General features: G+C 56.9%; 4 protein-coding genes. 1 reads left to right on the top strand and 3 read right to left on the bottom strand.

Annotated elements, in window-relative coordinates:
- Positions 1-134: 134 nt before the first annotated feature.
- Together QMX84_RS09940 and QMX84_RS09935 are read right to left on the bottom strand one after the other, a co-directional pair.
- On the bottom strand, positions 135-359 hold the full coding sequence (locus QMX84_RS09940) for a 4-oxalocrotonate tautomerase family protein (protein WP_282363737.1): 225 nt from the start codon (positions 357-359) through the stop codon (positions 135-137).
- A 17-nt stretch (positions 360-376) separates the two neighbouring features.
- Entirely contained in the window at positions 377-1,117 is a 741-nt protein-coding gene (locus QMX84_RS09935) for an SDR family oxidoreductase (protein WP_282363736.1), read from the bottom strand.
- Between the two features lie 125 nt (positions 1,118-1,242).
- Here QMX84_RS09935 and QMX84_RS09930 point away from each other — a divergent pair, with 125 nt between their 5' ends.
- The gene (locus QMX84_RS09930) at positions 1,243-2,145 is read left to right on the top strand and encodes a LysR family transcriptional regulator (RefSeq protein WP_282363735.1); all 903 of its coding nucleotides are present in this window, start codon (positions 1,243-1,245) and stop codon (positions 2,143-2,145) included.
- Here the strand turns inward: QMX84_RS09930 and QMX84_RS09925 are convergent.
- Positions 2,139-8,237 carry a M3 family metallopeptidase gene (locus tag QMX84_RS09925; protein ID WP_282363734.1) on the bottom strand — a complete coding sequence of 2,033 codons (6,099 nt, stop codon included), beginning with the start codon at positions 8,235-8,237 and terminating at the stop codon, positions 2,139-2,141. The genes QMX84_RS09930 and QMX84_RS09925 overlap by 7 nt on opposite strands.
- Between the last annotated feature and the right edge of the window lie 21 nt (positions 8,238-8,258).

Here is an 8,258-nt window from a genome sequence, read left to right as displayed (position 1 = left end):
TCTTTTGATCTTGGCGCTTTCGACGTGGTGGCAAACCTCAGGTTGCCCCGCTCAAAAGCCACAGCAGATCAAAAGATCGCGAGACAAGCTCGCTCCTACGGGTTGAAGTGTTCAGTCGGGCAGATGCCGACTGTTTAATTCAATTTCTGAGGGTTGAGCTTTTGCCGTGCGCGCAATTGGGTGGTGGTTTCGCCGCCCACGCCCCAGTTATCGGTCGAGATTTCGTCGATCACCACGTAGGTGGTCGACGGCGCCTTGTTCAGTACCCGCTCCAGCAACTCGGTAACCCCTTGGATGAGCAAGCGCTTTTGTTCGGCGCTAACCCCTTCATCGGTCACTTTGATATTGACGTATGGCATGTCGGTTTCCTCGTTGATTACCAGGTGCCGCCGGTGCTGCCACCGTCGACCGGGATGATGGCGCCGCTGACAAAGGTCGATGAGGTGAGGTAAAGCACCGCATCAACGATGTCTTGAGGCGTACCGATGCGCCCGCTCGGCGACAGGGTTTTCAGGAAGTCGCGGGTCGGTTGGTCTGTACCGTGCATCGGGGTCGCGATAATGCCGGGCGCCACGCCGTTGACCTGCACTTGGGAGGCCGCCAGTTCCAGCGCCAAACCACGCACGGCGCTGTTCAGGCCGCCCTTGATCAACACCGGCAACAAGGCCGGGACTTTGACGTTGGGTTGCAGGGCAATGGATGCGGTAATGGCAACGATTTGACCGCCACCGTTGGCCGTCATATGCCGGGCTGCTGCCTGAGCCGGGTAGAAAAAGCCTTTGAGGTTGGTGTCGACAATCGACTCCAGTTGCGCCTCGGTGTAATCCGCCACAGGGCTTGGCACGAAGATCCCGGCGTTGCTGATCAAGATATCGACCTTGCCAAACGCTTCGATGGCGCGTTCAAACAAACGGGTGGCGGTGCTCGCCAAGGCGATATCGCCTTCTACCAACAAAAAGTTGGCCGGGTTGCCGAGCGAGTCGGCGGCCTGCTGCAAACGGGCCAGGGTCCGCGCATTGCCCACCACATTAAACCCCAGGTCCAGATAAGCCTTGGCGATGGCCAGGCCAAGCCCGCTGGAGGCGCCGGTAACGATGACTGTTTTAGCTGAACTCATGATGCTTCTCCGCAGGTTCAAGGCGTATGCCTTACAGGTGGAGGCACTCTAGGCCAGGTTTTACACTTGAAAAATGAGGCCCATGGCATTTGAATAGATACCTCATGTAATCAATTGGCCGTGCCATGACCCGTCACTTCGATGATGTTCAACTGGGCAGTATTGAACTGTTTTGCCTGGCAGCCGAGACCGGCAGCTTCACGGCCGCGGCCAATCTGGCCGGGGTCACACCAGCGGCGGTGAGTCGTTCGGTGGCCCGCCTGGAGGAGCGCTTGGGGGTGCGTTTGTTTGTGCGCACCACTCGCCAGATGCGCCTCACCGACAGCGGGCGGCTTTACTACCAGCAATGCCGTCAGGCGCTGACGCAATTGGTCGATGCCGAACGTGAAGTCACCGGCCAGCAAAGCCAGCCTTCCGGCTTGTTACGCATCAGTGTGCCCACGCCCTATGCTCACTACCGGTTGCTGCCGAAGTTGCCTGCGTTTCGCCGGCAATTCCCTGACGTTCAAGTCGATGTGCACATCAGCAACCGCAACATCGACTTTGCCGATGACGGTTTTGATCTGGCGATCAGAGGCAAGGCGCCGACCGATTCCGGGCTGATCGCCCGTACGCTGGAAGAGGCCGAACTGGTGGTGGTGGCAACCCCTGAGTACTTGCGCGAAGCGGGCACGCCCACCTCGCTGGAAGCACTGGCCCAACATGACTGCATTCAGTACCAGCTCCCCAGCAGTGGGCGCAATTTGCCGTGGGCGTTTCAGCGGGACGGTCAGTGGGTTGAGCTGGAAACCTCAGGCAACTGCGCCTGCCTGGATGATTACTTGGGCGCAGTGACACTGGTCAAACACGGCGCAGGCCTGATGCAGACCTACCGTTTCACCGTGCAGCAGGCACTGGAGCGCGGCGAGCTGTGTGAAGTACTGAGTGCCTTCGGCGGTGCCCGACGCCCTTTTATCCTCTTGTACCCGCACGCGCGCCACGTACCTCAACGCGTGCGGGCGTTTATCGACTTTATTACGCGTCAGTAACTCCAAACCGTGGCAGCCCGATGGGTGTGATAGTCATAAAACCCCTGCAACTCCCACGTATCGCCCTTGCGCTCAAACGCAGCGCGCCAGGCCCCCCTGCCACTGCCTGGATCCAACTGGGACATGTCATACCAGTAATAACCATTGATTCGCTTGCTGGTCACACGGCCCGCACGAATGTCATCCATGATGCTGGTCATTTTGATCCGGGCGGCTTCCGGGAAGCTGTCGTAAGCCATTTGCGCTTCAGCCAGCGGGCTTACGTTGATCGAAAACCTGTCTGTAGCAGGCCCTTCGGATGCAGCAGGTATCGTGGAAGTTGTTGATGCAGCTGGTAATTTGCCTGTCACTTTATGCGTCGCCGTCTGAGTAACGGCCTGGATATCAAAAGGTTCTGTGTATTTGATCAGGCTTTGTGAGAAGTGATCAATGTCCTGGGCAGTGGCCACCATGATTTTTTGCTGCGCTGTCCCCTTGATGGCAACAAAGTAAGGGATGCGCTTGTTTCTGATCTCAGTCAGCAAACCTGGCATGCCCCGCGCTTGCATTTCCTCTCTGAATAACGTGCGAGCGATTATTCGATGACGCTCAACATTTTCAGGGACTGCGAGATAACGCTCCAGTGCAGCCACTGATTCTGGCCCTTGCCCCGGAAACTGCGCTTGCAGCGCACTGATAATCTTCGGATTCAGTGAAAGGGCAAGGTCGTTGTAATCCTTGTTGATTTTGTCCACTTCGCGCCTTTTTTTTCCGCGCAGAGGTGTAATGCCAATAAATACAGCACCTGTCGCGTTGTCCGGCATCGCGGCTATGTTCATACCGGTCGTTTCGTAATAAGCATTTCTGTAGGGCAATGCCATATCGAATATTTTAATTTTTTGGACATCGGAAAATTTCAAGCCTGGCACACTGCCTTCAAAGTCCCGCGTTGCCGAGTGGACCGCACTCCACACGTCCAGCTTGTACACCAGCGTATCGCTCGAGGCCTTGTATTCAGGTGGCAGCCGACGCTGGCGGTTCAGCAGCTTCATTAACGATCGGTAAGCCTCAATACCGCTCACCCGTGCATCAATGATGCTCTCATCCAGCACCTGCTGAGCCAGCACCTCCGGCATGGCCCCGATCACGTTTGCAGCCTCTCGCACCATGTCACCGGGCGGGTTGTAATGGTCTACCAGGTAACCCTCAAGCAGTGCATTGTATTTTTTCTGTTGAGGCGTTTCCGGGGCTCTGAACAGGCTCATCACCGGACCGCCCCCCAATAAACGATTCGTAGCCTCGACTTGCCAACGGCCATTTTCCCAAACCACGGTGCGCCTGTTAGAAATGTTCCCGGGGCTGTAAACAAACCGCTCACCGCCCTGCACAGTGGTTTTGTAAAAGCCCCCGTCAAGCTTTACATAGCCTTGCCCGTCTCGACCGCGATACACATTCCGACCCTCGGGTTGAAGGCCGCTTCCATCAACCCCCTCCAGAAGAAAAGGCCGCAATGATGGATCCACCATGCGAGGCAAAGTCGTCAGCGTCATATAACGCTTGCCTGCGTATTTGTTACCGCGCCTGCCCGATGCTCGACTCATGATGAGGTCTTCGCCAGCCTCTGCGACTACCTCCCCCATGGCACCGATAAAATCACTCAGCCACTGACTGCTACTGCCGCCTTCATCCTTGATGGACACCACCGCAGCACCGCCGATCATGGTCGGAATAATAGCCCGCCCCAGAAGTCCGCCAAGCCGGTTTACCTGAGGTATCGAGATCATGCCCAGCACCATCACTAACCCTTTGCTGCGCCCGACTTGAGCCGCTTCGCTGTCACGCTCGGCATGGGAAACCGTCAACACGTTGGCAGCATCTCGCGCATGAGCAATTTGTGTTTCATACAAGGCTTCGCACAGGTCGATGTCCACAGCGGCAATGGCACCCCGAGCAAGAAAACTGCGGTTAGCACGAAACTTGACGGGCGAAAAAACATTCAGCACAAACAGCCCAATCTTTTCACCCAAAGGAAGGTCGGGGTCCTCCGACTCCAGATCAGCTTGCTCTGACAGCGGTAATTTAGATATCAACCACAGTGTCATTTCACGTGTTGCGGTGAGTGCCGTATCCACTGCACCCATCAGGCCTTCAAACGCTTCGGCATCGGCATCCCGAAACACCCGGGCATCCGGAGCCCCAGGCGTGTACAACGTTAATGAGGGGCGGTTCTCAAGGTTCTTGACGCCAAACGCCAGAATATCCTTCAGGGTCCCGCTCCCCCATTTAATCTGATAGACCACCACCTCTTGATCATTGACCTTGCTACGCTCCTGAGGTTGCCGTCCATCAAGAGCGGCAAGCACCAGGTTTAACCGGGTATTGCTGGCGTCATGCTTGAGATCACCTGACAAGTGGGCGGCAAGTACCTCAACCCGCATCTGCTTGGCTTTGAGTGACATCCATAACGTCTGCGTACGGCGGGCTGCGCCAATAATCCATGAGTCAAGCATTACCCCGACATTAGCTGATTTCACCAGATCGCGTATGGCGTCAAAGTTCAGTGGGCCCTCCTCAACGTAATCACGCGCATTGCTCTCATCCGGCGTCATATTGGTGATGGCCCATTGCGTCAAAGAACGCCGGTCAAAAATAATCCTTTGATGCCCTGAGAGTGCCACTCCCGACCCGAACACAGATGACCCCGAAGGAGCATGAGGATCTACAACGCGTTTCTCGATCGTCAGGAAAACCCGATCCGGATCGGCTGGCGGGTATTTTTCCTTGATCAATCGCTCAAGCTCAGTGCGCGTCCACCCCTCGATGGCCTCAGGTGTTGCCAGCGTTACCGGGTCTGCTGGCAGAGACTGCGCCTCCGTTACGGCCTGTTGCCAGGCCCTGCAAGCCTTCCACCAGGCCACACGATCCTTTGCGGTAGCGTGGCGGCTGCCATGTAGCCAGGTATTCAACTGACTCAGTGATTGCTTGAGTTGCCGGGCATTCATTGGGACGGCAAGGTCCAGCCGGTCGCCAAGGTCTGCGGCTTCATCCACACGCTGTATCCAGTCGTTAACCTGCTCCCCTTCATTTGGTCCGTCGGACAGCGCTTGCAGCACGGCGGTGTTTTGCGCCTGGCGCAGCGCCATGACTTGCTGGACCAGGAAGTTCCCCGGCAACGGTTGATGCTTAATCTCGCCGATGGCATCGCCGCCTTCCTTCAAACTCGCCTTCAGTTGAGCCAGGCTGTAGAACACTTCCAGTGGCTCACCCAGGCGCCAGAGCAGCGCTGCGCCCTGCTCAACGTCGTTGTCTCGCGCGGTAAACACCACACAGTTGCGGACCGGCAAACTGACCCGCCACCTCTGCGGTGTGTAGGCCAGTGAGTACACACCTGGCCGAACGGTTGCGAGCAGGTTTGCGCGTGCCTCTGCCTCGGGTGCCGAGAGCGCGTAGTCGGTCACGGCATGGTGCAGCGGCGCTTCCAGCGTTCCGTCCAGCGCATGAAGATTGGCCTGCGTCATTAACTGGTGGCTTAACTGATCTGCCAGCCATTCATTGGCAGGGCGGTTCTGAGTGAAACCCGCTGCTTTGCTCCAGAAGTGTTCAAGGGCATGTTCCCATTGGCGTTCGAATGACAACGGCCGGGTTTCTACCAACAACCGCTCGAAGGCACTCTTGGCATCGTTGCTGTTCAGGGCAGCCAGTGCCTGCGTGACACTGCCGGTTTGATGAACAATTTCAATATTTTGCAGGTTGAGAAAGAGCTCGCCGGTATTCAAGCGGCCGGCAGCCGCCTGCCAGAACAACACATCCAGGGAGACGCTGGAAATGATCGTACGGCTAAACAGCGGTCCATCAGACACTCGGTCTGCTTCAGGAATGAGCGTTTCATGCACCGTGCGCACAAACACATCCTGCACCGCCACACTGTCCGCCTGCGCGGGGAACGTAGTTTTAAACCAGTTCTTCAAGTGCTGCGCCGCGATATCGACAGGCCGTGGCAAAGCGTCATTCAACTCAATCATCTGCTGCTGCGAAGTCGTCAATTGACCCATCAAGGTCACAACGTCCCGGGTGTTATCGACTCTCAGCAACGCGGCGGATGGCGGAAAAAAACGGTCTGCCTTGTCGGCGCCCATAAAGGCTTCCATGGAGTCCCTCAAGGAACGCGCATCGCCATAGGTAAAAAAGGCATCGCGAAAGGCCTGCCCTGTCTCTGCGTCAAACAAGCCTCGACGACTGAATTGCTCGAACGCCTGGCTGGCCAACACACCGGACCATTTATAGGAATAGCCTCGAGCCACATGGGGTGATGTCATCAATCCGTTGCTGTTGTAGGGGCTCACGTCATGTGGCCACTTCAAGTGCCCGACTTCCGTATTCAGGGCATCAAACACCTCGTGGGGGCTGCGCCCATCGCCCTGGGTGCGATGGACCTCGATATCAAACAGCATGAGCAGCAAAACATTGGCCGTGGCCCAACTGGTTTGGGTATGTACCACGCGCGTTAACCGCTGAGCCGCATCAGCAGGCATCGCCTCGTTAGTCTGATAATGCGCCGACATCCAGACCAGAAACTCGTCGCTAAAGCACCACTGCTCCATGATCTGACTGGCAAATTCAATCGCGTCAGGGCTCATGCCTCCGATCCCGGAAATGTCCCGGTACCCTTGCCCCGTCAAGAGCTGCTGCAGACAATGGCCAAACTCATGCACCAGCCTGCGCAACTGCGTGTGGCTCAGTAAACAGGGCTGCTCACCCTCACCTTTTGCGAACCGGCCGGACAGCACAGCAATCGGTAATCGGGGTCGCCCTTCGGCCGTCATTCGGCGGTTGCGCAGCGTCAGCACTTCAACGGCCCCATCAGTCTCTTGGCGGCCATAAGGGTCAATAAACAAGTAGCCGAGGATTTGTTGATGTTCCATGACCTCGTAAAGGCGCACGTCCGGGTGCCAACGGTCGAACTGCGTCTGTTCAACCAGTTCAACGCCAAACAACCGCCGGGTAAATTGCACCAGACGCTGCACAACCGTCGGCAACGGGAAATACACATTCAGCGCATCCTGGGACACGCCGTCGGCCTGGCGCAGTATTTGGGCAAGGTATTCATAATCCCAGGGTTCGAGCTGAGGAATGTCGTATTCCACCATCAGGGCCTCGAGTTGCGCTCTCTCGAGGGTAAACGTGGCGCGTTGTGATTCGAGTTCATGACGCAAGAAGTTCATGACCTCGTCGGTCGACGACGCCATCTGCCCTTGCAAGGCCAATTGGGCAAAGTGCTCATGGCCCAGCAACCGTGCGATTTGATGGCGGTTGCTGAGCAGCCGCGATAACACATCATCGTTGTTCAACTGCTCAGGTTGCGGGCCCAGCGCTGTGGCGAGGGTGTAGCGGGCGATCCATACTTCCTCGCGCAAGGGCCGGTTCTGCGCGTGCAGCATCACGTCGTGAAACACTTCGTCATCCAGTGTTAGCCACCAGCCGGTCAGGTTTTTATGCTGCGCCGCGCTCGCCAGGCGCTGCTTTAACGGTGCCGCAAGGCCCGCTAGCAGCGACTCGTTTTCAATGTGTTTGCCCCAGGCTTGAGTGGCTTGCTGCACATGGCCACTGAACGTCTGTTCCAGCAGACCGGTTTGCTCCTTTAATTCACGCAGCCGCTCTTGGTGCTCCGGACCGAGGTGAAGCCCGGCCTGGCGATATTCGAGCAGTATTTTTTCCAGTACCCGCTTGCGCGCACTGTTGAACAACGCTGCAATCGGGCTGTCGGCCAGGGCCTGGTATAACGCATACAGCCTGGTGTTTTGCGCGAGCTGCCCTTTGTATTGCGTCATCAGGCCCCCGCAGAGGGTGACTGCATCAGCCCACGCCTGATGGGTGTGTACAGTGCTGAGCACGTCAATCATTTGAATCGTTTCTTCGAGTTGGGCCTTTACCTCATCCATCGCCAGCACCAGATCGTCCCAGGTGGGGAATGAAGTCTGGCTGGCAATAATGCCAGCTACGGTCGTCTGGCTCTTAGCGATGATGTGTTCAACAGCGGGCACCAGATGCTCAGCGCGAATCATTGAAAACGGCGGCAGCACTGAGGTGTTCAACAGAGGATTGTTATCGAGCATATGCGCTTCCTGAGTGGGTGG

It is taken from the genome of Pseudomonas sp. PS01297, assembly GCF_029959305.1.
GTDB classification, from domain to species: Bacteria; Pseudomonadota; Gammaproteobacteria; order Pseudomonadales; family Pseudomonadaceae; genus Aquipseudomonas; species Aquipseudomonas helleri.
The sequence above is the reverse complement of the archived record's forward strand: the minus strand, read 5'-3'. Positions and strand labels throughout refer to the sequence as shown.